Origin of the sequence: Micromonospora coerulea, assembly GCF_016598485.1 — a bacterium.
Lineage (GTDB): Bacteria > Actinomycetota > Actinomycetes > Mycobacteriales > Micromonosporaceae > Micromonospora > Micromonospora coerulea.
Genome location: NZ_JAEMUW010000022.1, coordinates 64,148 through 90,262 on the forward strand (window position 1 = coordinate 64,148; position 26,115 = coordinate 90,262).

Sequence of the window (26,115 nt, forward strand, 5' to 3'; positions counted from 1 at the left end):
ATTGTTCATCGAGGGGTGGGGTAATCCTCACCCGTGGCTGAACCGACCGGTCCACCGGCGCGTATCTGGCAGTGACCAGGATCGCAATGAGGCGGTGACGCGGGTCGCTGTGTTCATGGATTTCGCAATGGTGCGATTCCGTGGGGCACGACGATTTCGCTGATCCGTCGCCCTGTTTGCGGGGCGGCGACGCAGCCGACCGGGCGGGGCCTTGACAGCAAACGTCGACCGGGCTCTCAGCTACTACTCAGGCATTCGTGACAGTTTCGACTCACGACATGGAATCCCCGACACGTCTCATCTGTTGTGTAGGTGTCAGCACCGATGGGCACAGCGGAAGTTACGGGGGAGGGCTGACGGACGTGGGGATGGCAAGGAACCGGGCAACCGGCGCGAGCGAGGGGACCGTGGGCACCGTGGACAAGAACATCGGCATGCGAACCGACGAGGTTGCCGAGGAGCGCGACCTGGTCGGCGTCTACCTGCACGAGATCTCCCGTACGCCGCTGCTGGACGCCGCCAAGGAGGTCGACCTCTCCAAGGCGATCGAGGCCGGGCTCTACGCCGAGCACCTGCTCGGCGAGGACCAGGTCCCGGCCGGCGTGGATCGGGAGGACCTGGAGCGACTGGTCGTCGAGGGCGAGCGGGCGAAGGACCTCTTCATCCGCGCCAACCTGCGACTGGTCGTGTCGATCGCCCGCCGCTACGTGCGGTCCGGGATGCCCATGCTGGACCTGATCCAGGAGGGCAACACCGGTCTGGTCCGGGCGGTCGAGAAGTTCGACTACGAGCGTGGCTACAAGTTCTCCACCTACGCCACCTGGTGGATCCGTCAGGCGATCAGCCGGGCGATCGCCCAGCAGGAGCGCACCGTGCGGCTGCCCGTGCACCTGGTGGAGGACGTCAACCGGATGCGCAACGTGGCCCGGCAGCTCACCCGTGAGCTGGGCAGCGACCCGGAGCCGGAGCAGATCGCGGCCGCCCTCGGCGTCACCGTCGAGCGGGTCAACGAGCTGCGCCGCTGGTCGCAGGACACCGTCTCGCTGGACACCCCGGTGGGCGACGACGGCGACACCAACCTCGGCGACCTGGTCGCCGACAGTGACGCCCCGTCCCCGGAGGACATCGTCCTCAGCGGCCTGGAGCGGCAGCGGATCGAGGGGCTGCTCAACCACCTCGACGACCGGTCGGCCGGCATCATGCGGGCCCGCTACGGCCTCGAGGACGGTCGCGAGCACTCGCTCACCGAGGTCGCGTCGCGGTTCTCGCTCTCCCGCGAGCGGATCCGCCAGCTGGAGATCCAGGCCCTCGGCCGGCTCCGCGAGCTGGCTCGGGCCGAGGGGCTGCAGGCGGCCTGACCTGGTAGTAATGGACAGAACGAACGGCCGGCGTCCGATAGGGGGACGCCGGCCGTTCGCCGTTCAAGGCGGGTCAGCGCACCCGGCCGTAGCCGGCGATCGTCATCATGTTCATGTCCCGCTTCAGCACGTTGCGGCCCGCGCTCGGTGCGTCGATCACCTGACCGCCGCCGACGTAGAGCGATACGTGCCCCAGGCCCTCGTAGAAGATCAGGTCACCGGGTTGCAGGGAGCTCCGGCTGATGCGGGACGTGGCGTCCCACTGCATCGCCGCGTTGTGCGGCAGGGACTTGCCGGCGGCCCGCCAGGCGGCCAGCGTCAGCCCCGAGCAGTCGTACCCGTCGGGTCCGTCGGCACCCCAGACGTACGGCTTGCCGATCGCCCCGTACGCGTACCGCACCGCCGTCCCGGCCGCGCCGGAGATCGCCGGAGCACTCCCGGCGGAGCTCGACGTCGCCGGTGCCTCGGTGGCCCGCCCGTACGCCTGCCGGCGCAGCTCGTAGAGCCGGGCCAGGTCGGCCTGGATCTTCTTCTTACCCGCCACCAGCTGCCTGGCCTGTGCGGCCTCCCGGGCCAGCGTGGCGTCCAGCCGGGTCTTCTGGTCGATCAGCCTGCGCTGGTCGTTGGTGAAGCCGGCGATGGTCTCCTGACGCTGCCGGGTCAGCTGGTCCAGGGTGCTGAGCCGGTCGGCCACCGAGGTGGAACCACCCTGCTCCAGCAGGGCCTCCGCGGTCCGCAGTCCACCGGTCTTGTAGGCGGTCACGGCGAGCGTGCCGACGTCGGAGCGGCTCCGCTCGGCCTGCTCCTGCAACGGGCCGATCTTGGCCTGCAACGTGGCCGCGGTGGCCTTGTTGGCCTTGATCTCCTCGTTGAGCTTGTTGTAGGACTCGACGATTCGCTCCAGCTCAGTCGAGGACTTCTCGATCTGCTTCGTCAGCTCGGCCGGGGTGGGCTCGGCCCGCGCCACCGACGCCGGGGCGATCAGCGCGGCCGAGAGGCCGGCGACCGCCAGTGAGCGCAGCAGGATCCGTAAGGACGACAAGAGCGGAAGACTCCTCTCCCACGGTCGCCCGGTCGTATGCGCGCGCGGGCGACACCGGCCCGGGGCCATCCGGGTGGATGGCGGTCGACCGGTCCGGCCCGGACAACCTAACCCGGGACGCGAGTTACCCGCAGTTGAAGCAGGGGCGAATGTTGGCAAAGTGTCAGGAAGTGCTGGCGATACGGACTACGCTTCGTGACCGGTTCGCAGTCCTGCGGTCGCCGGCTCGGCCTCAAACGGACGGTCCGGGCGGTTCGGGCGATTCGTCGTTCTGGACGGATGTCGCCAGCCCGCTCGCGGCAAAATACTGACAAAGACCGAAATGGATTCCGTTTGTCGGCATGCGCTGGCCCGCAGGGCGGTGCCAGCGGTCCGAAACCACCCGGTCCCGTTGGCGCGACCGCAACACAATGAAGCGCGGAGCCGGGAATCCGCCGGACGGCATCGATGCCGCTCACCGGCGGCGCAGACCTCCCCGGCGCGTCAGCTCTGGGAGGACGCCGTGCAGACCGATGGCTCCGCCACCCGCCCGCCCCGGTCGCCGAAACCGACCGGCGCGGCCCCGACCCTGCTCTACGCCCGACCCGGCATCGTCGTCACCGGCGAGCGCTTCACCGTCGGCCGGAACAGCTGGCCGGTCGCCGAACTCACCCAGCTCTGGACCGGTCGCGGCCCGCACGACCGGCTCGCCGTCCGCGCCGTCGTGGTCACCGCCGCCATGATCGGTGGCGTCGGGGTGCTGCTCGGTTTCACCGGCGGACTCCAGCGGCTCACCGCCGGGGCGTACCTGACCCTGGGGGCGGTCGGCCTGCTGCCGTTGGCCCTGGTGCTGGTCGGCGACCGCTGGCGGCCACCGGCGTACGAGCTGTGGGGCCGCTACCGGGGCGCCGAGGTGCTGCTGTTCAGCAGCGACGACGAGCGGCAGTTCGGCCAGGTGACCCGCGCGTTGCAGCGGGCCCGCGAGGGTGCCCGGCACGGCGGTTGGGGGGATCCCCCGGCCTCCGCCGACCCGTGGCGGCCGAACCGCTGACCGCCGAGGTCAGGACCACCGGCCGGCCGGGACCGGCCCGGCCGGCGGTCAGCCGGCGACCGGCTCCGGCGTCCGCGCCCGCTCCGCGCTGAGCCAGTGGGTCACCCGGCGCTCCGCGTAGAACGAGACGAACGGCACGGTGCCGGCGAGCATCACCAGCAGCATCCGCTTCAGCGGCCAGTCGACCCGACGGGACAGGTCGAACGTGGCGGCCAGGTACAGCATGTAGAGCCAGCCGTGCGCGGTGCCGACCACCGCGACCACGGTCGGCTTGTCGAAGCCGTACTTCAGCGGCATGCCGATCAGGACCAGCACCGCCAGCGCCACGCCCACGATCCAGGCGATCACGCGGTACCGGGTAAAGGCTCCGCCCACCGTCGTCCGTCCTTCCGTACCGGCCTCAGCCGGGATAGTCGCCGGGCTTCGCGCCCGGGTTGGCGTTCAACCATGTCAGGTAGCGGTTGTATGCGGCGAGGTCGCCGTCCTGGGCCCCGTCGGCCGGCACCGGCACCCGGTTGACCCGCACCGGCCGGCGTACCCCCGGGGTGGTGGCCGTCGGCGCGGAGCCGGCGCTCGCCGGCGGCACCGGGCTCGACCGGTCGCCGCGCGTGCCGCGCAGCGTGTGCCGCACCTCACGCCACCAGACGAAGATCACGAAGCCGGCGAAGACCGGCCACTCGATCGCGTACCCGAAGCTCAGCGTGTTGCCGGAGGCGGCCCGGGTGACCTGCCACCAGCCGAGGCCGAGAAAGCCCACGACCAGCACGACCATGGCCACGTGGCGGGCGATCCACCCCGGTGTCCAGAGCCGCTTCATGCCATCGAGGGTACCGGGGCCATCGGCCGTCTCCGACGCGGCGTCGTAGTCCGTGGGGTTTGGTGGCATTCCCGGTGGGCATCCGTCTAGACGCCAGCCCGAACGAGACGAGGGGGCGACGATGACCGAATCAGTACGCCACAGCGGTGACGCCAGCCCGGAACAGCGGTTGCCGGAATGGGACGCCGACCACATGCGGGACGCCGCCGGCGAGGACGTGGACGGTGAGCTGCTCGGGGTGGACCCCACCGAGCTGGGTGACGAGGACCTGATCCGCGAGATGCACAGCCTGCACCGCACCCGGCTGGACACCCTGCGCCACGCGGCCGACTCCGCGCTCGCCCACCACCTGCGCCGCACCGCCGAGCTCGAGACCGAGTACCTCGCCCGGCACCCGGGCCGCGAGGTCGACCCGAGCCGCCTGCGGGACGCCTGATGGGGGCGCGCGCCGAGCGCGGCATGTCCGCGCCGCCCGAGGTGGTCTTCAACACGGCCACCGACCCCGCCCGTGCCGCGTCCTGGCTGCCCGAGCCGCTGCGCCGGGACGGTGGCAGCCGGCCGGAGGTGGCCAGCGCCGACGAGCTGCGGGCCCGGTGGGCGAGCGACTCCGCGCCCGGCTGGTCCGCCGAGATCCAGGTGGAGCCGGCCGACGCCGGCGGCGCCCGGGTCCGGCTCGACCTGGCCGGCGGGGAGACCGACGGGCTGGCCGACGAGACCCTGAACAACCTCGCCCGCGAGGTGGCCGACAACCTGACCGCCGGCTGAGCCGGCCCCCGTGACGGACCGAGGAGACCGGGTGACCAGCAGTGGGCTGAAGCAGAAGGTGGCGCGACTGCGCCAGGCGTACGCGCCGCACGAGCAACGACCGCTGGGCGGGTACCTGACGGCAATGGGCACGTACGCCGCCGTCACCGCGATCCTGGCCGGGGTGGTCCGGGCGACCGGGCGTCCGGTGCCGGAGCGGCCCGCCCCGTCCGACGTGGTGCTGCTCTCCATCGCCACGCACAAGCTCAGCCGGCTGCTGTCCAAGGACGCGGTGACCAGCCCGCTGCGGGCCCCCTTCACCCGGTACGACCACCCGATCGGCAGCGGCGAGGTGATGGAGCAGGTCCGCGACCAGGGCAGCTCCACCCGGCACGCCATCGGCGAGCTGCTGAGCTGCCCGTTCTGCCTGGCGGTCTGGGTGGCCACCGGGCTCACCGGCGGTTTGGTGCTGGCGCCCCGGCTCACCCGGCTGGTCGCCACCGCGCTGACCGCGGTGGCCGCCTCGGACTTCCTCCAGATGGGGTACGCGGTGGCCCAGCGCGTCGCTGAGGGCGGAGACCACGACGAGCGGTGACGTGGTACGCCGAAGGGGCCGGTCTCCCGGCCCCTTCGGCGTCCCGCGCGTTCGTCAGGTGGGGGTCGTGCCGTGGTCCTCCCCGGCCCAGCCGCGCGCGGCCTCGGGCTCCCGCTCGTCGGCATCCTCGTCGGTCACCACCTCCCGCTCCACGGCGGTGCGGTCGTGCTCGTTGGCGAAGTCCGGCTCGGGCAGGGTGTCCACGCCCTCCGTCGGTTGGCCGAGCGCCGCCAGGTGCTCGTGCCCCTCGTACTCGGTGTCGCGGTCGGTCATCGGCCTGTCCTCTCGGGTGTCACGGTCGGGGTGGAACCGCACTCAGGCGACCGTCCCGCCCAGCAGGTCGGCCGCCTCGTCGGCCGCGTACTCGCCCTGGGGGAGCGCAGCGATCCGGGTCAGCAGCTCCGCCGGCAGTTCCGCGGCAACGGCGCGGCGGTAGATGTCCGCCTGAGTGATCCGCTCCTGACCGTGGTAGATGTCGTCCAGCAGGTCGTCGAGCTGCCGGATGTCCGGCTCGTCCGGCACGGGTGCGTCGTCGGTCACCTCGATCAGCTACCCGGGCCCGAATCGGTCAAACGTCCCCCGGTGCCGGCGCCAGCGGGGTGACGGCGGACACGGCCGCACCCGGAACACGGGACCGGGACCCGTCGTTGTGCAGAGCGTCGGTGTGTCCAGTGTCCCCGGGCCTCACCTAAATTGCCTTCGCGGAATACCGTTCGGCTGGAGCCGCGTCGTGCCACTCGCCGAGAGGCGACCTGCACACCGACACCAGCGCCGCCCCGGCCTCCGGCCGGGGCGGCGCTTTATCTCTCCCCGTCCCCAGGTGGGGGTCAGGCGGGGGTGGAGAGGGTGGCGCGGCGGGTGCGGACGGCGGTGGCCAGGTCGGTGAGGACCTCGGCGGTGGTGTCCCAGCCCAGGCAGGCGTCAGTGATGGACTTGCCGTACTCCAGCTCGCGGGTCGGGTCGAGGTCCTGCCGTCCGGGCTGGAGGAAGCTCTCCAGCATGATGCCGACGATGCCGCGCTGGCCGGCGGCGAGCTGGGCGGCCACGTCGGCGGCCACCTTCGGCTGGTTGCGGTGGTCCTTGCCGCTGTTGGCGTGGCTGGCGTCCACCACCACCCGCTCCGGCAGGCCGGCCGCGCGGAGCAGGTCCAGCGCCCCGGCCACCGACTGCGCGTCGTAGTTCGGCCGGCCGCCGCCACCGCGCAGCACCAGGTGGCCGTCGGCGTTGCCCCGGGTGTGCATGATCGCCGGAGTCCCCGAGAAGTCGATGCCGGGGAAGACGTGCGGCACGCCGGCCGCCCGGATCGCGTCCACCGCGGTGGCGATGCTGCCGTCGGGGCGGTTCTTCATGCCGATCGGCATGGACAGGCCGGAGGCGAGCTGCCGGTGCACCTGGCTCTCCACCGTCCGGGCGCCGATCGCGCCCCACGCCACGGCGTCGGCGATGTACTGCGGGGTGATCGGGTCGAGGAACTCGCAGCCCACCGGCAGGCCGAGGCGCAGCACGTCCAGCAGCAGCGCCCGGGCCGTGCGCAGGCCGGCGTTCACGTCGCCGGAGCCGTCCAGTCCCGGGTCGTTGATCAGGCCCTTCCAGCCCACCGTGGAGCGCGGCTTCTCGAAGTAGACCCGCATCACCACCAGCAGGTCGTCGGCGACCTGGTCGGCCACCTCGCGCAGCCGGCCCGCGTACTCCAGGGCGGCGGCCGGGTCGTGCACGGAGCACGGGCCGACCACCACCAGCAGGCGGTCGTCGGCGCGGTCCAGCACCCGGCCGACCGCGCGCCGGCCGGCCAGCACGGCCTCGGCGAGCGGCGCGTCCAGCGGCAGGTGGTGGTGCAACAGGGCCGGGGTGGTCAGCGGCACGACACGGTCGATCCGCTGGTCGATGACCCGATGCGCGTCCGGGGTCGTCACGGTGGGCTGTCCTTTCGCCGACCGTGCCCCGGGGCCGGCGCCCGAGGTCGAGCCGGCTGCTCGTACGCAAAAGGGCAGGGAGTCGATCCCTGCCCAGCCGGCTTGAAGAGGAGTGACGTCAGATCATGGTGAAGTCACCGGCTCCTCCAGCCGGCTGCCTAAACCATCGATACGACCGCGTCACGCCAGCCAGCGTACCCGACGGGACCGGGAGGCCTCACTCCGTTCCGCACTGCGGAACACGGGGTATGGGGGACGGCATGAGTCACCAGCAGAGCGACCAGGACCGGGTCGAGTCCCGGGCCCACCTGCTGCCCGAGGAGGCGGCGCTGGGCAGCGACGACCCGGAGGCCCAGGCCGAGGCCATCCTCACCGAGTCGGACGTCCGGGAGGAGGACCGGAACGCCGCGCCGGACACCGTCCTGGAGCACCGTACGTCCGATCAGACGGTGACCCCGGTGGAGCCGCCCGACTGAGCCGACGCCGCGGGCATGCCTCACGAGTACCCCGGCGCGGGCCGTCGATGCTCCCGCGCGTCACCTTTCCGCCCGCGAGATCGGATAGCGTCGTCCCATGCCCGACAGCGGTTACCCCTGGCCCATCGAGACGACCCGACTGGACAACGGCCTGCGCGTGGTGGTGAGCGAGGACCGCACCGCGCCGGCCGTCGCCGTGAACCTCTGGTACGACGTGGGCTCGCGGCACGAGCCGGCGGGACAGACCGGCTTCGCCCACCTCTTCGAGCACCTGATGTTCGAGGGCTCGGCGAACGTGGCGAAGACCGAGCACATGAAGTTCATCCAGGGTGCCGGCGGCTCGCTCAACGCCACCACCAACCCGGACCGGACCAACTACTTCGAGATGGTCCCGGCCGAGCACCTGGAGCTGGCGCTCTGGCTGGAGGCCGACCGGATGGGCGGCCTGGTGCCGGCGCTGACCCAAGAGACCCTGGACAACCAGCGCGAGGTGGTCAAGAACGAGCGGCGCCAGCGCTACGAGAACGTCCCGTACGGCGACTCCTGGCTGCGGCTGCTGCCCCTGCTCTACCCGCCCGGCCACCCGTACCACCACGCGACGATCGGCTCGATGGCCGACCTGAACGTCGCCGACCTCGCCACCTTCCAGGCCTTCCACACCACCTACTACGCGCCGAACAACGCGGTGCTCACCGTGGTCGGGGACGCCGAGCCGCCCGAGGTCTTCGCGCTGGCCGACAAGTACTTCGGTGCCATTTCGGCCCGGGACGACATCCCGTCGGCGCCGGACGGGCGCACCGTGCCGGCGACCGGGCGGCCGGCGGTGGAGACGGTCACCGCCGACGTGCCCGCGCCGCGGGTCTACGTCGCGCACCGCACCCACCCCTACGGCACCCCCGGGTACGACGTGACCACCGTGCTCGCCACCGTCCTCGGCACCGGCCGGGGCAGCCGGCTCTACCAGCGCCTCGCCGACGGCGAGCGGATCGCCCAGCCGGACCTGGTCGGGGCGTACGGCGTCGACCTCGCGCACGGGCCCGCGCCGCTGATCGCCACCGCCACCGCCCGCCCCGGGGTGACCGCCGAACGGCTGCGCACCGGGCTGACGGACGTCGTCGACGAGCTGGCCACCGTGCCGGTGACCGCGGCCGAGCTGGACCGGGCCAAGGCGCTGCTGAGCACCCAGTGGTGGCGGCACATGTCCACCGTGGACGGGCGCGCCGACGTCCTCGGCCGGTACGCCACCCAGTTCGGCGACCCGGCGAAGATCGGTGAGCGCCTGCCGGCCTGGCTCGCGGTGACCGCCGAGCAGATCGCCGAACAGGCCGCCGAGCTGCTCGGTGCCGCCGACCGGGCCACCCTGACCTACCTGCCCGAGGAGACCTCATGACGCTGATCGCCGCCCGTCCCGGCCCGGGCGCCGCCCGCCCGTACCGGTTCCCGCAGGTGGTCCGCCGTACCGTCGCCGGCGGGCAGGTCGTCGCCGCGCACCTGCCCGGGCAGAACCTCGCCGTCGCGCTGCTGCTGCTCGACGCGGGCGCCGGGCGGGAGCCGGTCGGCCGGGACGGCGTCGGCGGGGTGCTCGCCAAGGCCCTGGAGGAGGGGACCGCCCAGCGGGACGCCACCGCGTACGCGCTGGCCATCGAGGCGCTCGGCACCGAGCTGGTGACCGGGCTGGACTGGGATTCCTTCCAGGTCAGCGTGCAGGTGCCGGTGGAGCGGCTGAGCGCCGCCGTGGAGCTGCTCGCCGAGGCCGTCCGGACGCCCCGGCTCGACCCGGCCGACGTGCGGCGGGTCCGCGACGACGAGGCGACCGCGCTGCGGATGGACTGGGCGAACCCGGGTCCGCGTGCGGACGCCGCGCTGCGCGCCGACCTGTTCGGCGCCGACAACCGGTGGGGCCGCCCGATGTACGGCGACCCGGAGACGGTGGCCGGGCTGGACGTGGACGACGTGACCGTCTTCCACTCCGAATGGTTCATCCGCCCGGGAACGCTGATCGTCGCCGGCGACCTGGAGCGCACCGACCTGGACGCGCTCGCCGCGACGGCGTTCGCGGGGGCCGGCGGCGGGCCGGTGGAGCGGGGCGGCCCGATCGAGGTGCCGCTGCACGAGCGCCGGCGGATCATCCTGGTGGACCGCCCCGGCTCGGTCCAGTCCACGCTGCGGCTCGGCCACCCGTCCCCGCACCGCGCCCACCCCGACCACGTGCCGATGACGCTCGCCGGCACGGTGCTCGGCGGTGCGTTCACCTCCCGCCTCAACCACCTGATCCGCGAGGTGCGGGGCTACACGTACGGCATCCGCGGTGACTTCGCCTCGTCCCGCCGGTTCGGCCGGTTCGCGGTCAGCTCGGGGGTGCAGAACGCGGTGACCGCCCCGGCCCTGGTCGAAGCGGTCGGCGAGATCACCCGTACGCAGGTGACCGGGGTGACCGAGGACGAGCTGGCGGTGGCCCGCTCCTGGCGAGCCGGCCAGCTCTCGGTCGAGTTGCAGAGCCCCCGGTCGATCGCCGGCGCGCTGACCACGCTGGTGGTGCACGACCTGCCGGACGACTACCACGCCCGGCTGCGCGAGTCGCTGCTCGCCGCCGACGTGGACCAGGTCGCCGCGGCGGCCGCGACGCACCTGCACCCGGAGTCGCTGACCCTGGTGGTGGAGGGTGACGCGGCGGTGGTCCGGGACGAACTGGTCGCGACCGGCCTCGGTGAGGTCGTCGACCACCAGCACTGAGGCGGCGGTCGCGTCGGCCCCGGGGGTGTGTGACGTCGCTCGCGTCCGGGGCCGGCCGGGACGCCGGCCCCCGGTCGCCCCGGCGGCAAAGCTGCGGCGCGGCCCGGCCGGCACCTGGGATCTTCCGGTCCGGCGGGCCGGACGGCGGCGTCGTTGCGGCCCGGCCGGACTGCCCGGACCCCGGGCCGGCCCGGCGCGCGGCGTCCGGGGCCTGGGAAAGCATTCCCGGTCGGGTCGACGGGCTGGGTAGCCTCGCGGGCATGAGGATCGGCATTGTGGGGGCCACCGGCCAGGTCGGTGGCGTGATGCGGCAGGTGCTGGCGGAGCGGGAGTTCCCGGCGGAGCAGGTGCGGTTGTTCGCCTCGGCCCGGTCGGCCGGGCGGACCCTGCCCTGGCGCGACGGCGAGGTCACCGTGGAGGACGCGGCCACCGCCGACTACCGCGGGTTGGACATCGTGCTCTTCTCGGCGGGCAAGGGCACCGCGAAGGAGCTGGCTCCCCGGGTCGCCGAGGCCGGCGCCGTGGTGATCGACAACTCCTCGGCCTACCGGATGGACCCGGACGTGCCGCTGGTGGTCGCCGAGGTCAACCCGCACGCGGTGGGCGACCGGCCGAAGGGCATCATCGCCAACCCCAACTGCACCACCATGGCCGCGATGCCGGTGCTCCGCCCGCTGCATCGGGAGGCCGAGCTGGTCAGCCTGGTGGTGGCCACGTACCAGGCGGTCTCCGGCGCCGGGCTGGCCGGCGTGGCCGAGCTGGACGAGCAGGTCCGCAAGGTGGCCGAGCACGCCAGCGGCCTCGCCTTCGACGGCGCCGACGTGGAGTTCCCGGCCCCGCGGTCGTTCGCCCGGCCGATCGCCTTCAACGTGCTCCCGCTCGCCGGCTCGATCGTCGACGACGGCTCGTTCGAGACCGACGAGGAGCAGAAGCTGCGCAACGAGAGCCGCAAGATCCTGGAGATCCCCGGGCTGAAGGTCTCCGGCACCTGCGTCCGGGTGCCGGTCTTCACCGGTCACTCGCTCCAGATCAACGCGCGCTTCGCCCGGCCGATCAGCCCGGAACGCGCCCGCGAGCTGCTCGACGGCGCGCCCGGGGTGGCGCTGTCGGAGGTCCCCACTCCGCTGGAGGCCGCCGGCCAGGACCCGACGTACGTCGGGCGGATCCGGGCCGACGAGACCGCGGAGCACGGCCTGGCCCTCTTCTGCTCGAACGACAACCTGCGCAAGGGCGCCGCGCTCAACGCCGTGCAGCTCGCCGAGCTGGTCGCCGCCGAGCGCCGCTGACACCCTGGCGCTTCGGGGCCTCGTGGCCGCCCCGGCCGGCTGATCGGTCGCCGTCACCCGATGTCCTCGCGAGCGATATACCTGAGAGGCATAAATATGACTCTCAGGTATATCGCCCGTCGGGCATCTGCCCTCGTTCCACAGGGACCGACCCGGCCACCACGACTCGACGCGGAGGACACCATGGCGGACGAGAAGACCGAGCGGGCCCTGACCCAGCTGATCGCCGGACGCTGGATGGGTGTGCTGGCCACCATCAAGCGGGACGGCCGGCCCCAGCTGTCCAACGTGGTCTACGCCTTCGACCCGGAGCGGCGCCTGATCCGCGTCTCGGTCACCGACGGCCGGGCCAAGACCGCCAACCTGCGCCGGGACCCCCGGGCCAGTTTCCAGGTCAGCAGCGACGACGGCTGGGCGTACGCGGTGGCGGAGGCACGGGCGGAGCTGACCCCGGTGGCCGAGCGGGCGGACGACGCGACCGTGGAGGAGCTGATCGCGCTCTACCGGGCGGTGCAGGGCGAACACCCCGACTGGGACGACTTCCGTGCCGCCATGGTCGCCGAGCGGCGGCTGGTGCTGCGCCTGCATGTCGAACGGCTCTACGGCATGCCCCCGCGCGGCTGACCCGAGTTACTGCTCCCCGCGCGACGGGTAGTCGGCGGGTGCCGAACCGAGAGGGGAGCACCATGACAACGGTCGGAGAGTTCATGACGACCCGGTTGGTGACGATGGACGGCAGCGACACGCTCACCGCCGCGGCGCAGGAGATGCGCGACAGTGCCATCGGCGACGTGGTGGTGACCGACGGCGACAAGGTGGTCGGCATCATCACGGACCGGGACATCACGGTCCGCGGCGTCGCCGCGAGCATGGACCCGAGCTCCACCAGGCTCAACCAGATCACCACCAAGGACGTGGTCACGGTGAGCCAGTACGACGACGCGGTGGCCGCCGCCGACCTGATGCGCACCTACGCCGTACGCCGGTTGCCGGTGATCGACGACGGGCGGCTGGTGGGGCTGATCTCGATGGGTGACCTCGCGGTCGAGCGGGAGCCCCAGTCGGTGCTGGCGGACATCAGCGCCGACGAACCCAACAACTGACTTCGTCCGCCGCGGTCACGCCGGCTCCCGGTTCGGGGGCCGGCGTTCGCGGCTGCGATCGAACCTGCCGCCCACCGGCCGGGTCAGCCGGTCTCGACGACCACCCGGACGTCCGACGCACCGCGCGTCGCCCGGACCGTCTCCGCCTCCGCCTCCGCCTCCCGGGCGACCCGCTTGGTCAGGGGCCCGAACGGGGTCACGCTCAGCTCCAGCCGGCCCCGGCCGGCCTGCTTCGCCCGCCAGACCCCGGCCACCTCGCCGTCCACCAGCAGGGCACCCGGGTTGCCCAGGATCCGCCAGAGCTGCCGTTGGTGCGCCTGTTCGGGGACCAGCAGGCCGCGATCCCGGGCCTGCAGGTACGGGTCGCCGGGCGGCAGCAGCCGGACCAGCCGGGCCGGTTCGGCCGCCCGCAGCGCGTCGAGCCGCTCCGCCGGCAGCCAGACCCGCCGGCCGTCCACCCGGACCTCGGCCAGCCGGTCGGCCGGCCAGACCCGGCGCAGCTCGGTGGCGCCGGTGCCCAGGAACCCCGCCACGTCGGCCACCGTGGCCGGGCCGAGCAGCCGCAGGTAGGCCAGGGCCAACGCGTCGGTGCCGGTCGCCGCGTCGGGCGGTGCCGGGCGCTCGGCCAGCGGTGCGAGCCGCGCGGCCCGGCCGGAGACCACCAGGCGCACCCCACCGGCCAGGCCGGCCTGCTGGAACAGCGAGCCCGAGACGTGCCGGGCGCCGCACGGGCCACAGTCGTAGCTCAGCGCGGCCGGGATCCGCTCGGTGACCGCCCGGCTCACCGCTCCCTTGTCCCGCTCGCCGGTGACCACGGCCTGGAAGGCCTCGGCGGCGGCCCGGAACGCGGCCAGGCCCAGCTTCGCGCCCTCGCGGATCTGCCCGCCGATCCGCCGGGCGGCGTCGGCGTCGCTGAGCGGCCAGAGCGCGGCGGCCAGCGCCGGCAGCTCGGCCCGGCGGTGCAGGTGCGGCGCGCCCCGGACCGACCACACCAGTTCCAGCCGGTCGTCGTCCGGCCCGGCGTCCACCGGGACGCGGGCCGCCAGCGCCAGTCGGGCCGAACCGTACGGGGTGTCCTGCGCGCCCAGGGCCAGCACGTCCAGCTCGGCGGGGCGCAATCCCGGTCGGTCGAGCTGCTGGGCCGTCACCCGGTACGCCAGCACCCGCCCCCGGTCGAGTTCCGGTCCGTCCGCCACCCGTCCTCCTCGTCGCCTCCCGCCGGAGGCTACCGCGCTCCACCGACGCCGGAGGGGCGTCGACTCACCCGAACCGGGCGAGATTGACGCCGTGCCGGGCGGGGACCCCTCCTCGGACGTCGAACGCCTGGGGATCGCGGGAGGAGTGGACGGATGCTGGACGCGACCACAAGGTTCTTCGAGGACCTGGACCGGCGGGGGTTCGAACCCCTGCTGCAGAAGACCTCCGGGACCCTGCGCTTCGACCTGCACGAGGGAGCGCAGACGACCCACTGGCTGCTCGAGGTCGACCGGGGCAACCTGCGGGTGCGCCAGGAGGACCGGGAGGCTGACACGGTGGTGGGGACCGATCCGCGGCTCTTCGGCGACCTGGTCACCGGTGGCGAGAACGCCATCGCGGCGCTGATCCGCGGCGACATGACCGTCTCGGGCGACCTGCGTCTGCTGCTCCAGGTCGAACGGCTCTTTCCCGGCCCGGCGGACTCCCGGGGGCCGCGCCACGCGTTCCAGAGGGAGGTCCACTGATGGGCGCGACCGACACCATCCGCATCCTGGACGGCAACACCTTCGTGGTGTCCGAGGACACCGGGGACATCGAGGCCACGCCGAGCGAACCCACCGGGCTGTTCTCCCTCGACACCCGGTTTCTGTCGAAGTGGGTGCTGACCGTCAACGGTGAACGGCTCAACGCGCTCTCCTACGACGACCTCCAGTACTACGAGGCGCGCTTCTTCCTGGTGCCGGGGCTGGCGACGCACTACATCGACGCGAAGCTGTCGATCATCCGGGAGCGGGCGGTGGGCGGCAGCTTCCGGGAGACCCTGACCATCCTCAATCACGACGAGAAGCCGGTCGACCTGGAGATCCGGATGGACGCCGGCTCCGACTTCGCGGACCTCTTCGAGGTCAAGGACGAGGTTCTGAACAAGAAGGGCGAGAGCTACGCCGAGGCCGAGCCGGAGCGGCTGCGGCTGGGCTACCGGCGCGGGAACTTCAGGCGGGAGACGGTCGTCACCTCCTCCGGGCGGGCCCGCTACGACCGCGACGGTTTCGCGTACACCGTCCACCTGGAACCCAACGAGCAGTGGAACACCGCGATCGAGGTGCAGACGCACGCCGTCGGGCCGGGCGGCCGGGACCTGCGGATGGGGCTGCGGGCGCACGGCACCGAGCGGCTCGCCCTCCAGCACGACCTGGAGGAGTGGATCGCCAAGGCGCCCAGGGTGAACAGCGAGCACGGGCGGGTGTCCCACACGTACCGGCGGAGCCTGATCGACCTCGCCGCGCTGCGCTTCTCGCCGATCTCGCTCGGTGGGCAGGCCCTGCCGGCAGCCGGCCTGCCCTGGTTCATGACCATGTTCGGCCGGGACAGCATCCTGACCTCCCTGCAGGTGCTGCCGTTCGCGCCGGAACTGTCGAAGACCACGCTGCGGATCCTGGGCGCGTTGCAGGGCACCCGTTTCGACGACTTCCGCGACGAGGACCCCGGCCGGATCCTGCACGAGATGCGGTACGGCGAGACGGCCGCCTTCGAGGAGCAACCCCACTCGCCGTACTACGGCTCGGTGGACGCGACCCCGCTGTTCGTGGTGCTGCTCGACGAGTACGAGAAGTGGACCGGCGACGTGGCGCTGGTCAAGGAGCTGGAACGGGAGTGCCGGTCCGCGCTGAAGTGGGTCGACGACTACGCGGACCTGGCCGGCAACGGCTACATCTGGTACGAGCGGCGCAACAGCGACACCGGCCTGGAGAACCAGTGCTGGAAGGACTCCTGGGACTCGATCTCGTACCGGGACGGGACGCTGCCGCCGTTCCCGCGGGCCACCTGCGAGGTGCAGGGGTACGCGTACGACGCGAAGATGCGGGCCGCCCGGCTGGCCCGGGAGTTCTGGGGTGACCCGGCCTACGCCGACAAGCTGGAACGGGAGGCGGTCGAGCTGAGACGGCGGTTCAACCGGGACTGGTGGGTGGCCGACGGCGAGTACTACGCGCTCGGCCTGGACCCGACCGGCCGCCAGATGGACGTGCTCAGCTCCAACATCGGCCACCTGCTCTGGAGCGGCATCGTCGACGACGAACGGGCGGCGAAGATCGCCGAGCACCTGGTGGGGCCGCGACTGTTCTCCGGCTGGGGGGTGCGGACCCTGGCCGAGGGCGAGGTCCGCTACAACCCGATCGGGTACCACAACGGCACGATCTGGCCGTTCGACAACTCGTTCATCGCCTGGGGGCTGCGCCGGTACGGCTTCGCCGAGGAGGCGGCCACCATCGCCAACGGCATCCTGGACGCCGCGACGTACTTCGACGGGCGGCTGCCCGAGGCGTTCGGCGGCTACCCGCGGGAGCTGACCAAGTTCCCGGTGGAGTACCCGACGGCGTGCAGCCCGCAGGCGTGGTCGACGGGCACCCCGCTGCTGCTGATCCGCACGATGCTCGGCCTGGAACCGCACGAGGGGCACCTCGCCGTCGACCCGCGACTGCCGATCGGCATGGGCCGGATCGAGGTGCTGGACATCCCGGGTCGGTGGGGTCGGGTGGACGCGTTCGCCCGGGGGCGGCTGGACCTGCACAACCTGGCCCAGACATAGCCGCCCGGCGGTGTGCCGCCGGCCCCTGGTCGAGCGGCGCACCCGCCGTTCGGACGGCGAGGTCGGGCAGGCCCGGACGGTGGCGGCGTCACCGGGTGGGCAGGACGGTGTCCAGGAATGCCGCGGTGACCGCCCGCAGGTCCGGGCGGCCCAGGTCGAGGGCGTGCCCGCCGTGGGTGATCCAGGTGTGCACCGGATGCCCGGCGGCGAGCAGCCGCCCGGTCAGGTCGATCGACTGGCCGACCGGCACGGCGACGTCGTCGCGCCCGTGCACCAGCAGCACCGGCACGCCGGAGCCCAGGTGCGTGGCGACGGTCGAATCGACGGTCGCCGGGTCGCCGGGGGCGGGCGGATGGCCGAGCAGCCCGGCCCACGGGTCATCGTGCCTCCGCAACCGTCGCCAGTCCGCGGCGAGCGGGTCGACCGGCGCCCAGTACGCCAGCGCCCCCGCCACGTCGCCCGGCCGGTCGACCCCGCGCAGGGCGAGGTGCAGGGCCAGGGTCGCGCCCGCCGAGTCGCCGCCGACCAGCAGCGGCAGCCCGCCGGCCGCCGCCCGGGCCGACCGCGCCGCCGCCCGTACGTCGTCGAGCTGCGCCGGCCAGCGTGCCTCGTCCACGAACCGGTAGGTCGCCGGGTGCACCCGCAGCCCGTACGCCGCGAGGGCCGCCCCGTCCTCGTCGCTGCGTCCCCGCCATCCGCCGCCATGGATCCAGAGCAGCACCCCGCGTTCGGTCATCGCGCCATCGTGCCGGCTCGGGCCGCCGCATGGCCACCGGCTCTGCCAGCGGCAGAAGGGCCGGCCCGGTCCGGTCGTTCGACGGCCGGCTCGCGCCCCTACGGTTGCGTAACCTACGCGGGGTAAAGTTGCCGGATGTCGGAACTCGTGTACCCGCCCGTGATCGCCGCCGCCAAGACGATGTTCCGGGTCCTCGACCTGCGCCTGACCGTGGAGGGCAGCGACCACGTGCCGCCTACCGGTGGCGCGGTCCTGGCCAGCAACCACGTCAGCTACCTGGACTTCATCTTCTGCGGGTACGGCGCGCACGAGTCGCGCCGCCTGGTCCGGTTCATGGCCAAGCACGAGGTCTTCGCGCACAAGGTCTCCGGCCCGTTGATGCGCGGCATGAAGCACATCCCGGTGAACCGGGCGGCCGGTGCCGGGTCGTACAACACGGCGGTGGAGGCGCTGCGCCGCGGCGAGGTGGTCGGCGTCTTCCCGGAGGCCACGATCAGCCGGTCGTTCCTGGTCAAGGAGCTCAAGAACGGGGCCGCCCGGATGGCGCAGGAGGCCGGCGTGCCGCTGCTCCCGGTCGCGCTCTGGGGCACCCAGCGGCTCTGGACCAAGGGCCGGCCGCGCACCCTGACCCGCCGGCACACGCCGATCACCATCCTGATCGGCGAGCCGATCGACCCGGCCGGGTACCCGGACGCCAGCGCGCTGACGGTCGAGCTGAAGAGCCGGCTGAGCGCGCTGGTGGACCGGGCTCAGCGGGAGTACCCGGACGCCCCGGCCGGCGCCGACGACAGCTGGTGGCAGCCGGTGCACCTCGGCGGCAGCGCGCCGACCCTGGCGGAGGCGGCCGAACTGGACCGGCGGGGTCGCCGCGCGTCCGCCTCCTGACCCGCGGGGGCGGCGCCGGTCCGATCGGTCGGGCGGTGACCGGATCGTTCCGCATCCGGGCATGATGGTGTCTGCCGCCCCGCCGCCCGCCCGGCCAGGATCGAAGCCATGAACAGAGCCGCACTCGTCGTCATCGACGTCCAGGAGTCGTTCCGGCAACGACCGCTGTGGGCGTACGCCTCGCAGCCCGACATCGTCGGCCAGGTCGGCCGGCTGGTCGACGCGGCCCGCCGCCGCGGCGACCTGGTGGTCTGGGTCCTGCACGCGGAGCCCGGCACCGGCGCGGTCTTCGACCCGGCCAGCGGCCACGTCCGGCTGATCGACGGGCTGGCCCCGGTCGAGGGGGAGCCGATGCTGGTCAAGACCGCGCACAACGCGTTCACCACCACCAACCTCCAGCAGTTGCTCACCCTGGCCGGCGTCCGCGAGGTGACGGTCTGCGGGATCCGTACGGAGCAGTGCGTGGAGACCACCACCCGGCTGGGCGCCGACCTGGGGTACGAGATGACCTTCGTGACCGACGCGGCGGTCACCTTCCCCATCCCGCACCGCGACCTGCCGGCCGACGCGTCGCCGGAGCGGATCCTCGCCGACCCGCGCACCCTGTCCACCGCCGACATCGTCACCCGCACCGAGTACGCCCTGGCCGGCCGGTTCGCCACCATCCGTACCGTCGCCGAGCTGACCGGCGCCGTCCCCGCCGGGGTCTGAGCCGTGGCCCGGGTCGTCTTCCTGCTGGTCCCGCAGCTGCACCTGCTGGACCTGGCCGGGCCGGCCCAGGTCTTCTCCAGCGCCGCCGACCTCGGGTACGACTACCGGCTGCACTACGTCGCCGAGACCGCCGAGGTGCCGACCGTGCAGGGGGTGTCGCTGCGGGCCGACCCGGCGTGGCCCGACCTCGACCGGGACGACCTGGTCGTCGTACCGGGCTGGCGGCCCGCCGCGCACGGCCCGGCGGGGCCGGTCGGAGCCGACGACCTGCGGCGGCTGGCCGACCATCACGCGCGCGGCGGCACGGTGGCGAGCATCTGCGCGGGCGCGGGCGCGTTCGCGCTCGGTCGGGCCGGCCTGCTCGACGGGCGGCGCTGCACGACCCACCACGAGGTGCAGGACGAGCTGGCCCGGCGGCACCGGGCGGCCCGGGTGGTCCGCGACGTGCTGTACGTGGTCGACGACCGGGTGGTCACCTCGGCCGGCATCGCCAGCGGCATCGACGTGGCGCTGCACCTGGTGGCCACCCGGCACGGGCCGGCGGCGGCCGCCCGGATCGCCCGCACGCTGGTGGTCTATGCCCGGCGCAACGGCCACGAACAGCAGGCCAGCGCGATGATGCGGTACCGCTCGCACCTGCTGGACGCGGTGCACCGGGCGCAGGACCTGATCGACGCCCGCTACTCGGAGCCGCTGCCGCTGGCCGAGCTGGCCGCCGCCTGCGGGGTGTCCGAGCGCACCCTGAGCCGGCTGTTCCGGCAGGCCACCGGGCTGACCCCGCTCGGCTACCAGCAGTCGCTGCGGGTGGAGCGGGCCGAGCACCTGATCGGGCACGGCGCCACGGTCGAGGCGGCCGCCCGCGCGGTCGGCTTCACCGACGCCCGGATGCTCCGCCGCCTGCGCACCCGCCCCCGCCCCGGCCAGGCCCCCCTCACCCTCGCCAGCTGACCCACCCCCGGCCGCCGCCCCCGGCCGCCGATCCGGCCCGTCCCGGGGCCGGTCGCACTTCAAGATCACCAGCGGTGGGACGGGTGGGGTCAGCAGGCGGAGCCGGGGCGGTGCGGGAGGGCGGGCGAGGTGGGGAGCGACTGGCGGGGACGGAGCGGGGTGGACTCCGGGAGGGGGGTGTGCTCCGCGGGCGGGCGGTAGTAGTCCTCACGGGAGAGGAACTCGACCGGCAGCGAGCCGGGCAGGGTCACCCGACCCGCCGCCGGGAAGGGCGCCGCGCCGACCCGGGTGGCCAGCTCGGCCCGCTCCGGCGGGGACAGGTCCACCAGCTCCGGGTGCACCAGCCGGAACGCGGCCACCGACCGGCGTACCTGCCGGGCCAGCGCGGCGACCAGCGGGACCGGACCACCGAGGGCCAGCGCCGGCTGCCGGATCGTCCGCAGCGCGTCGCACACGACCAGCAGCTCCCCGTCGCCGTCCGGGTCGTCGTTCCGCAGCTCCAGCCGGGACGGCCACTGCCAGCGGATCTGCCCGCTGACCAGGCGGGACGGTCGGACCGGGCGCCGGTGCCGGGCGCCGGCCGACTCGTCCCGCCCGGAGACCAGGGTCAGCTCCGCCCCGCCGCAGACGTACCCGACCCGACGGTCGGTGACGGTCACCGTGGCGGCCGCGGGCAGCGTCCAGCTGCGGGCGCCGCCGGTCGGGCCGAGCAGGTGACCGGCGACCCGGAGCCGGTGCACGCCGAGCACCTGCTCGCCCCGCGCGGGGACCAGCGCGTGCCGCCGGTCGAGCTCGGGGCGGGCGGCGTCGTCGTCGCCGTCGAAGCGGTGCGGCCCGACGAAGAAGGGTGCGGCATCCTCCTGCACTGTCACGACCTCCCCGGCACGGTTGGCGGTACGTCGAGCCTTGCCGACGTCCGGGGCGGTGTCATGACACCCGTTAGGGGGTCGGCCGGTCGGTCGCCGCGTGTGACCGGTAGATGCCGATCTCTTCCGGCCGGACGAGCCCGTCCTCGATCGCCCGGGCAAGCAGCGCCGCCTTGGTGGCCGCCGGTCGACCCGCTCGGGTGTACTTGATCCGCGCCCGGTCGACGTACTGCTTCACGGTGTGCTCGCTGATCTGCATGCGGCGCGCCACCGACGCCTTCGACATCGACTGGAACCAGAGCAGCAGCGCCTCGCGCTCCTTGTCGGACAGGGTCGGCCGGTCCGGTCGCGGGTCACCGACCATCGCCCCGGCCAGCGCGGGCGGCACGTACGGCCGGTCGCTGGCCGCGGCGAGCACGGTGGCCACGCAGTGCTCCCGTCCCTCGTGCTTGGCCAGGAAGGCCACCGCCCCCGCGTCCAGCGCGGCGAGCATGGTGTCCGGATCGGTGTGCTCGGAGTAGACCACCACCCGCCGGCCGGCCGAACTCAGCTCGGCCAGCTTGTCGATCACCATCCGCCCGTGCAGCCGCAGGTCGAGCAGGATCACCTCGGCCTCCGGGGCGGCCCCGAGCACCACGTCCGGATCGTCCCCGGTGGCCAGGACGCGCAGCCGTGGCTCGGCGGCCAGCCAGGCCCGCACCCCGTCGATGACGACCGGGTGGTCGTCCACGATCGCCACGCCGACCGGCGGTGCGCCGGTCACGTCCTCCGCCACCGGGTCTGCGTCCATCTGATCTCCCCGTCCCGCTCGTGCCGCTGCTCCACCGGACCCGCGCCGTCGGCGGCGGCCGGCGGACCGGTCGCGTCCGGGCCCTCGTGGTCGGGCGTGACCAGGCTGACCGCCACCTCGTCCGGGCCGGCGACCACGGTCAGCCGGGCCCAGCCCCGGGCGCCGGCGAGCGCGGCGGTGAGCGGGTCGGCCAGCCGGCGGCGGACCTGCACCGGCAGCTCCGGCGGCACGCCGATGGCGATCAGGTCGATCGGCAGGCCGTTGCGTTCCGCCAGGTCGGCGGCGGCCCGCAGCTCGTGCAGCAGCGGGTCGGGCACGTCGTCCGACTCGGCGATGAGCCGGCGCAGCCGGGCCGCCGCCAGCACGCAGCGCCGCCGTACCTCGGGGTCGGCCGGGTCGGCGTCACCGGTGGCGAGGGCGGTCAGCACCTCCTCGGCGGTGCCGCTGACCAGGGCCAGCCGGGCGCGGCGGTCCTCGCGGGCCCGCTCCCCGGCCACCCGTTCCGCCGCCACCGCTCCGGCGGCCGCGGCGGTGCCGGCCCGGTCCCGCGCGAGGGCGGCGATCGCGGCCGCCCCGGCGAAGACCGCCACCGGCAGCGACGAGGTGCCGTAGACGTACATCGCGTAGCGGGTGAGGTCGGCGGGGGTGGTCGTCCCGGACCCGAGCACCGCGCCCAGCGCGATCACCGCGTGCGCGCCGAGCAGCGCGAGCAGCCAGCCGACCGGCCGCCGCCAGAGCACCAGCAGGAAGAACCAGGCGAGCCCGCCCCACACCCAGTTCGCCGCCGTGAACAGGTACCGCTCGCCGGCGGCGGCGAAGACCGCCGCGTCGACCACCAGCAGCACCGCCGTCAGGGCACGGGCGGGGGGAGTGGCACCGCGCAGCAGCCGTACGGCGGCCGTCACCCCGACCGCCGCGGTCACCGCCCAACCGGCGGCGACCACCACCGGCGCGGCGAGCCCGGACCAGGCGCTCAGCACCGCCGGCAGCCCGATGGCGGTGTGCCAGGCCAGCGCGATGGCCACCGCGGCGATCCGGGCGCCGCGGTCGGAGGCCCGGGCCACGGCGGTCGCCGCGCCGCCGGCTCCCGCGGCGTCACCCGGAACGTCCGACCATCCCGCCGGTCCGCCCGGGTCGGGCAGGGCGGCGTCGCGGGTCGCGCCGGCGGTGGCGGACGGGTCCCGGTCGCCCCGGGTTCGGGCTGAGGTCGCGGGTGCCCGGTGTCGCCGGGTACGGAGCGGGCCGCCACCGGGAGGCACCGCCTCGAGCTCAGTGGGCACCGGACCACTCCAGCCGGATCCGGGTCCCGGCACCAGGGGCGGAAGTCACCTCGGCCCGACCCCCCACCGTGGCCATCCGGCCGTGCACGGATTCGCGCAGGCCGTACCGGTGGGCCGGGACGCCGGTCGGGTCGAAGCCGGGACCGTCGTCCTCGACCTCGACCACGACGCTGCCGGCGGCGCGTGCCAACCGCAGCGTGGCGGTCGCTCCGGGGGCGTGCCGGACCACGTTGGCCAGTGCGGCCGCCGCGCTATCGGCGAGCGCCCCGGCCACCTCCGCCGGGACCACGCACGGGGCGAGCGTCGCGGTCACCGGCAGATCCGGCAGCCGCGCGAGGACCGCCCGCAGCCGGTCGTCCAGTGCGGTGGGCCCGGCCGCCGGCGCGGACCGGAAGTCGGCCAGGGCGGTGAGGGTACGCAGGTCGGCCGCGCACCGCTTGCGTACCGCGGCCGACGGGCCGGCCACCGCGCCGAGCCCCACCATGGTCAGCGTGGCCAGGACGGTGTCGTGCAGGTCCCGGTTCTGCCGGCGCTCCGCCTCCCGGGCGGTACGGGCCACCACGGCCGCCCGGGCCAGCCGCTGGTAGTCGGCGAACGCCCGGTCGGCGCGACCGATCCGCCGCCGCATCACCGCCGTCATCATCGCCGCGCAGCCGGTCTGCACCAGCAGCGTCGCGGCGTGCGCGCGGGCCTCGACCGGGTTGCCGGCGGTCAGTGCGCCGGCGACGTAGCCGGCGGTGACGAGCAGCCCCGCCGGGACGGACCAGCGCGCCGGGGCGGTGGCCTGGGCGTTGATCACGGTGGTGCTGGCCAACACGGCGATCCAGCTCCCCTCGCCCGGCAGGACCTCCGGCGCCACCAGCCACGGGACGAGCAGGCAGGCCACCGTGGTGAGGGCGACGTCGCCGGCCACCAGTGGCCCGGTCACCCCGCGCCGCAGGGCCCGCGCGGCGTACCAGAGCGACCAGGCGGTGAGCACCGCGACCGCCGGCACCAGCAGCGCCACCCGCACCGGCGGCGTGCGGACCGCCAGCGCCACCACGGCGCCGACCAGACCGCAGGTCAGCCGGAGCAGCGCCGGCAACGTGGTGAAGATGAGGGTGAACGCGCCCCCGGCCGGCCGGTCCCAGGCGGACGGCGGCGAGGTCGTGGCGGCAGCGACCGGCATCGGGGGAGGTGTCCTTCCGGCAGCGACCCGGTCGGGTCCGCACGGCGTAGATCGACGCCGGAGAATAGCATGCCCGACCGCAACCAGTCACCCACGGTGCGCGGCGCGTCGCCGCTCGCGACCGGCTGTGTCCGGCTCGGCCGGGCGACGAGGTGGCATCCGTCGATGGTGGACGACGGCGGCGTGGCGGTCATCCGTTTCCGGCCGCCCGCCGGGGCGGGCGGCCGGAGGCGCGGTCAGGCCGGGCAGTTGTGGTACGCCGCGACCCGCCACCCGTCGCCGTGCCGGGACAGCACCCAGGTGGCGCGGCGGCGCCGGTCGGCGGGAACCGTCTCCTCGCCGGGGAGCAGGAAGCCGCTGCGGCTGACCACCACCGCCGCGTCGTCCCCGAGGAGCCGGACGTTCTCCGGCTCGTCCACCGAGGTGGAGCCCTTGAGCGGGCCGGCGAAGGCGGCCGACAGGTACCGGCGCACCTCCTCCCGGCCCTGGTGGAACACGCCGCCGGGCAGCACCACCGTCGCGTCGTCGGAGTAGCGGTCGGCGAAAGCGTCGGCGTCGTTGGCCGCCCACGCGGCGACGAGGGCGTGCAGCACCTCGCGGACTGCCCGGTCGTCGCGGGTGTGGATGGTGTCGGTCATGGTCGTCCTTCCGTGGTACGGATCTCGCCGGTACCTACTCGGCGGTGCGGCGGAACTCATCGCGTCCGCGGCGATGAGTTCCGCCGGCCGAGCCGGTAGGTATGGACAGGGGTGGAAGGAGCAGCGGTGACGACGACCAGCGAGGACTTCGACCGGCGGACCGGCCCGTACCGGCGGGAGCTGCTGGCGCACTGCTACCGGATGCTCGGCTCGGTGCACGAGGCCGAGGATCTGGTGCAGGAGACGCTGCTGCGGGCCTGGCGCGCCTTCGACCGGTACGACGAGGAACGGGCCTCGTTGCGGACCTGGCTGCACCGGATCGCCACCAACGCCTGCCTGACCGCGCTCCGTGGCCGGGCCCGGCGGCCGCTGCCCGCGGACCTCGTCGCGCCGAACCCCGACCCGGACGCCCCCATGGTGGTGGGCGAGGTGCCCTGGTTGCAGCCCGTCCCGGACGCGCTGCTCGACCCGGCCACCGTGGTCGCCGCCCGGGGCAGTCTGCGGCTGGCGCTGGTCGCCGCCCTCCAGCTCCTGCCGCCCCGGCAGCGGGCCATCCTGATCCTGCGCGACGTGCTCGAACAGCCGGCCGCCGCGGTCGCCGAGACCCTGGGCACCACACCGGCCGCGGTGAACAGCGGACTGCAACGGGCCCGCGCCCGGCTCGGCGCGGTAGGGGTACGGGAGGAGCAGGTCGCCGAGCCGGCGGATCCGGACCGGCGGGCCCTGGTCGACCGGTACGTCGCGGCGTTCGAGCGGGCCGACGTCGGGGCGCTGACCCGGCTGCTCACCGCCGACGCGGTGCTGGAGATGCCGCCGGTGCTCAACTGGTACGTCGGCCGGGAGCGCTACGGCCGGTTCATCGCTCGGATCTTCGCGCTCCGCGGCACCGACTGGCGGCTGCTGCCCACCGCGGCCAACGGCCAGCCCGCCCTCGCCGCGTACGTCCGCGCCGGGGACCTGTATGTGCCGCACACCCTCCAGGTGCTGACGGTCACGTCGGCGGGAATCAGCCGCAACGTGGTCTTCCAGGATCGCGCGGTGTTTGCCGCGTTCGGCCTGGCCCCACTGCCGGCCGCCGCGCCCTGATCGGGAGGGCCTTCGGTGGGGGAGGCGGGGCCACCACCAGGGGCGGCACGCCCGCCACGGACCGGGGGCAGCCCGGCCGTTCCGGCTCGTCGCTGCCCGTCGGCACGCGGTGCCGGGCGGTAGCGG

Annotated in this window: 30 protein-coding genes; 17 read left to right on the forward strand and 13 right to left on the reverse strand. The window is 74.1% G+C overall.

What is annotated here, in order from left to right; translation table 11 throughout:
* Positions 1-368: 368 nt before the first annotated feature.
* Positions 369-1,358, forward strand: a complete 990-nt coding sequence (locus tag I8N68_RS24995) for a sigma-70 family RNA polymerase sigma factor (RefSeq protein WP_200214858.1) — start codon at positions 369-371, stop codon at positions 1,356-1,358.
* 73 nt (positions 1,359-1,431) lie between these two features.
* On the opposite strand, the gene I8N68_RS25000 is transcribed toward I8N68_RS24995, so the two are convergent.
* Positions 1,432-2,400, reverse strand: a complete 969-nt coding sequence (locus I8N68_RS25000) for a C40 family peptidase (RefSeq protein ID WP_200214861.1) — start codon at positions 2,398-2,400, stop codon at positions 1,432-1,434.
* 502 nt (positions 2,401-2,902) lie between these two features.
* On the opposite strand from I8N68_RS25000, the gene I8N68_RS25005 reads away from it, so the two are divergent.
* Positions 2,903-3,430 (forward strand): DUF6232 family protein, encoded by a 528-nt coding sequence (locus I8N68_RS25005; RefSeq protein WP_200214863.1) that lies wholly within the window; start codon positions 2,903-2,905, stop codon positions 3,428-3,430.
* Positions 3,431-3,478: 48 nt separating this feature from the next.
* Here I8N68_RS25005 and I8N68_RS25010 read toward each other — a convergent pair whose 3' ends face one another.
* Together I8N68_RS25010 and I8N68_RS25015 are read right to left on the reverse strand one after the other, a co-directional pair.
* Positions 3,479-3,805, reverse strand: coding sequence for a DUF3817 domain-containing protein (locus tag I8N68_RS25010; protein WP_200214866.1), 327 nt, complete (start codon positions 3,803-3,805; stop codon positions 3,479-3,481).
* Positions 3,806-3,830: 25 nt separating this feature from the next.
* The gene (locus tag I8N68_RS25015; RefSeq protein ID WP_200214868.1) at positions 3,831-4,247 is read right to left on the reverse strand and encodes a hypothetical protein; all 417 of its coding nucleotides are present in this window, start codon (positions 4,245-4,247) and stop codon (positions 3,831-3,833) included.
* Positions 4,248-4,368: 121 nt separating this feature from the next.
* Here I8N68_RS25015 and I8N68_RS25020 point away from each other — a divergent pair, with 121 nt between their 5' ends.
* The 3 genes from I8N68_RS25020 to I8N68_RS25030 are packed head-to-tail and all read left to right on the forward strand — an operon-like array spanning position 4,369 to position 5,586.
* Positions 4,369-4,683, forward strand: coding sequence for a DUF6158 family protein (locus tag I8N68_RS25020; RefSeq protein ID WP_200214870.1), 315 nt, complete (start codon positions 4,369-4,371; stop codon positions 4,681-4,683).
* On the forward strand, positions 4,683-5,012 hold the full coding sequence (locus tag I8N68_RS25025; protein ID WP_200214872.1) for a hypothetical protein: 330 nt from the start codon (positions 4,683-4,685) through the stop codon (positions 5,010-5,012). The genes I8N68_RS25020 and I8N68_RS25025 overlap by 1 nt, the downstream gene beginning before the upstream one ends.
* Positions 5,013-5,043: 31 nt before the next feature.
* Entirely contained in the window at positions 5,044-5,586 is a 543-nt protein-coding gene (locus I8N68_RS25030; RefSeq protein ID WP_200214874.1) for a DUF1360 domain-containing protein, read from the forward strand.
* Between the two features lie 54 nt (positions 5,587-5,640).
* Here the strand turns inward: I8N68_RS25030 and I8N68_RS25035 are convergent, their stop codons facing one another.
* From I8N68_RS25035 to I8N68_RS25045, 3 genes are all read right to left on the reverse strand, one after another.
* On the reverse strand, positions 5,641-5,859 hold the full coding sequence (locus tag I8N68_RS25035; RefSeq protein WP_200214875.1) for a hypothetical protein: 219 nt from the start codon (positions 5,857-5,859) through the stop codon (positions 5,641-5,643).
* A gap of 42 nt (positions 5,860-5,901) precedes the next feature.
* Entirely contained in the window at positions 5,902-6,135 is a 234-nt protein-coding gene (locus tag I8N68_RS25040) for a hypothetical protein (RefSeq protein WP_234040555.1), read from the reverse strand.
* Between the two features lie 278 nt (positions 6,136-6,413).
* Complete coding sequence (locus I8N68_RS25045; protein WP_200214877.1) at positions 6,414-7,499, reverse strand: 3-deoxy-7-phosphoheptulonate synthase; 1,086 nt, start codon at positions 7,497-7,499, stop codon at positions 6,414-6,416.
* A 260-nt stretch (positions 7,500-7,759) separates the two neighbouring features.
* Between I8N68_RS25045 and I8N68_RS25050 the strand changes: the two genes are divergently transcribed.
* The 6 genes from I8N68_RS25050 (at position 7,760) to I8N68_RS25075 (ending at position 13,097) form a co-directional block, all read left to right on the forward strand.
* A complete protein-coding gene (locus I8N68_RS25050) occupies positions 7,760-7,975 on the forward strand; it encodes a hypothetical protein (protein ID WP_200214878.1) in 216 nt (71 codons plus the stop codon).
* A 97-nt stretch (positions 7,976-8,072) separates the two neighbouring features.
* The gene (locus tag I8N68_RS25055) at positions 8,073-9,365 is read left to right on the forward strand and encodes a M16 family metallopeptidase (RefSeq protein ID WP_200214879.1); all 1,293 of its coding nucleotides are present in this window, start codon (positions 8,073-8,075) and stop codon (positions 9,363-9,365) included.
* Entirely contained in the window at positions 9,362-10,708 is a 1,347-nt protein-coding gene (locus tag I8N68_RS25060; protein WP_200214880.1) for a M16 family metallopeptidase, read from the forward strand. The genes I8N68_RS25055 and I8N68_RS25060 overlap by 4 nt, the downstream gene beginning before the upstream one ends.
* Positions 10,709-10,968: 260 nt before the next feature.
* Positions 10,969-11,994, forward strand: a complete 1,026-nt coding sequence (locus I8N68_RS25065) for an aspartate-semialdehyde dehydrogenase (RefSeq protein WP_200214886.1) — start codon at positions 10,969-10,971, stop codon at positions 11,992-11,994.
* Positions 11,995-12,177: 183 nt separating this feature from the next.
* On the forward strand, positions 12,178-12,618 hold the full coding sequence (locus tag I8N68_RS25070; protein ID WP_200214888.1) for a PPOX class F420-dependent oxidoreductase: 441 nt from the start codon (positions 12,178-12,180) through the stop codon (positions 12,616-12,618).
* 62 nt (positions 12,619-12,680) lie between these two features.
* Positions 12,681-13,097, forward strand: a complete 417-nt coding sequence (locus I8N68_RS25075) for a CBS domain-containing protein (protein ID WP_200214891.1) — start codon at positions 12,681-12,683, stop codon at positions 13,095-13,097.
* An 83-nt stretch (positions 13,098-13,180) separates the two neighbouring features.
* On the opposite strand, the gene I8N68_RS25080 is transcribed toward I8N68_RS25075, so the two are convergent.
* Positions 13,181-14,293 (reverse strand): DNA glycosylase AlkZ-like family protein, encoded by a 1,113-nt coding sequence (locus tag I8N68_RS25080; protein ID WP_307812963.1) that lies wholly within the window; start codon positions 14,291-14,293, stop codon positions 13,181-13,183.
* Positions 14,294-14,446: 153 nt separating this feature from the next.
* Here I8N68_RS25080 and I8N68_RS25085 point away from each other — a divergent pair, with 153 nt between their 5' ends.
* Positions 14,447-14,818, forward strand: a complete 372-nt coding sequence (locus tag I8N68_RS25085; RefSeq protein WP_200214894.1) for an SCP2 sterol-binding domain-containing protein — start codon at positions 14,447-14,449, stop codon at positions 14,816-14,818.
* Positions 14,818-16,881, forward strand: coding sequence for an amylo-alpha-1,6-glucosidase (locus I8N68_RS25090; RefSeq protein ID WP_200214896.1), 2,064 nt, complete (start codon positions 14,818-14,820; stop codon positions 16,879-16,881). Before I8N68_RS25085 ends, I8N68_RS25090 begins: the two co-directional genes overlap by 1 nt.
* 88 nt (positions 16,882-16,969) lie before the next feature.
* Here the strand turns inward: I8N68_RS25090 and I8N68_RS25095 are convergent, their stop codons facing one another.
* The gene (locus I8N68_RS25095; RefSeq protein ID WP_200214898.1) at positions 16,970-17,617 is read right to left on the reverse strand and encodes an alpha/beta hydrolase; all 648 of its coding nucleotides are present in this window, start codon (positions 17,615-17,617) and stop codon (positions 16,970-16,972) included.
* 135 nt (positions 17,618-17,752) lie between these two features.
* Between I8N68_RS25095 and I8N68_RS25100 the strand changes: the two genes are divergently transcribed.
* The 3 genes from I8N68_RS25100 (at position 17,753) to I8N68_RS25110 (ending at position 20,161) form a co-directional block, all read left to right on the forward strand.
* Positions 17,753-18,502, forward strand: a complete 750-nt coding sequence (locus I8N68_RS25100) for a lysophospholipid acyltransferase family protein (RefSeq protein WP_200214900.1) — start codon at positions 17,753-17,755, stop codon at positions 18,500-18,502.
* 108 nt (positions 18,503-18,610) lie between these two features.
* On the forward strand, positions 18,611-19,213 hold the full coding sequence (locus I8N68_RS25105; RefSeq protein WP_200214902.1) for an isochorismatase family protein: 603 nt from the start codon (positions 18,611-18,613) through the stop codon (positions 19,211-19,213).
* Positions 19,214-19,216: 3 nt separating this feature from the next.
* Entirely contained in the window at positions 19,217-20,161 is a 945-nt protein-coding gene (locus I8N68_RS25110; protein ID WP_200214904.1) for a GlxA family transcriptional regulator, read from the forward strand.
* Positions 20,162-20,250: 89 nt separating this feature from the next.
* Here I8N68_RS25110 and I8N68_RS25115 read toward each other — a convergent pair whose 3' ends face one another.
* From I8N68_RS25115 to I8N68_RS25135, 5 genes are all read right to left on the reverse strand, one after another.
* Positions 20,251-21,027, reverse strand: a complete 777-nt coding sequence (locus I8N68_RS25115; protein ID WP_234040543.1) for a hypothetical protein — start codon at positions 21,025-21,027, stop codon at positions 20,251-20,253.
* Between the two features lie 73 nt (positions 21,028-21,100).
* Entirely contained in the window at positions 21,101-21,817 is a 717-nt protein-coding gene (locus I8N68_RS25120; protein WP_200214906.1) for a response regulator, read from the reverse strand.
* Positions 21,787-22,959: a hypothetical protein gene (locus I8N68_RS25125; protein WP_200214933.1), complete on the reverse strand. Its 1,173-nt coding sequence runs from the start codon at positions 22,957-22,959 to the stop codon at positions 21,787-21,789. The genes I8N68_RS25120 and I8N68_RS25125 overlap by 31 nt, the downstream gene beginning before the upstream one ends.
* A 127-nt stretch (positions 22,960-23,086) precedes the next feature.
* Positions 23,087-24,265: a sensor histidine kinase gene (locus I8N68_RS25130; protein WP_200214908.1), complete on the reverse strand. Its 1,179-nt coding sequence runs from the start codon at positions 24,263-24,265 to the stop codon at positions 23,087-23,089.
* Between the two features lie 236 nt (positions 24,266-24,501).
* Positions 24,502-24,903 carry an SgcJ/EcaC family oxidoreductase gene (locus I8N68_RS25135; RefSeq protein ID WP_200214910.1) on the reverse strand — a complete coding sequence of 134 codons (402 nt, stop codon included), beginning with the start codon at positions 24,901-24,903 and terminating at the stop codon, positions 24,502-24,504.
* A 126-nt stretch (positions 24,904-25,029) separates the two neighbouring features.
* On the opposite strand from I8N68_RS25135, the gene I8N68_RS25140 reads away from it, so the two are divergent.
* Positions 25,030-25,989, forward strand: coding sequence for an RNA polymerase subunit sigma-70 (locus I8N68_RS25140; protein WP_307812965.1), 960 nt, complete (start codon positions 25,030-25,032; stop codon positions 25,987-25,989).
* The last annotated feature ends 126 nt before the right edge of the window (positions 25,990-26,115 follow it).